This is a genomic window from Yersinia sp. 1252 StPb PI (assembly GCF_048593885.1).
In the GTDB taxonomy this organism is placed as follows: Bacteria; Pseudomonadota; Gammaproteobacteria; order Enterobacterales; family Enterobacteriaceae; genus Yersinia; species Yersinia enterocolitica_E.
In genome coordinates this window covers 1-539 of the sequence record NZ_JAZGQE010000469.1, presented here as the reverse complement: position 1 = coordinate 539, position 539 = coordinate 1, and the positions used below count along the sequence as shown (strand labels likewise).

Here is a 539-nt window from a genome sequence, read left to right as displayed (position 1 = left end):
CTTTTATCTAAAGATAAGTTTTCAACTTCAATGACAACAAATGGCATTTCATTAAACAATAAAACACTAGAATCATATTGATGATACATAATATCATCTTGCATAGCATCCAATGGATTAGTGTGTCTACCTCCAAGACTTACTTTCCCTCTTACATTTGACGTAGGGAAAGAATTATTTGACCTAATATTAACGGAAAGATCGGCATCTCCAATATCACGCAAAAACCATACGCGCACGTTATAAAAACCTTTAAACCATTTATTGTACCCATCCCTATCTAACTTGAATAAAACCTTTTTCCCTGGAGTGACTTTAACTAGGTCACCACCTGTAAATCCAGGCCCCGGCACTATTTCTAGGTTATCGGAATTTATTGAAAAATATGCACGAATTGCATGAAATTGCAGACATAAGTGCTTATCATTACTAGGAATTACATCAGAATTTTGTAACATACTTTTATTAACACAAGAATGATACCACTTGAATAAGTAGTTGTGATTCCATGTTTTATCTTTATCTAAAAGAATAATATC

Annotated in this window: 1 protein-coding gene; it reads right to left on the bottom strand. The window is 32.8% G+C overall.

Annotated features, from left to right (window positions below; genetic code table 11):
• The coding region (locus tag V2A85_RS24360) for a delta endotoxin C-terminal domain-containing protein (protein WP_420072644.1) at positions 1–539 on the bottom strand (539 nt) is incomplete at both ends.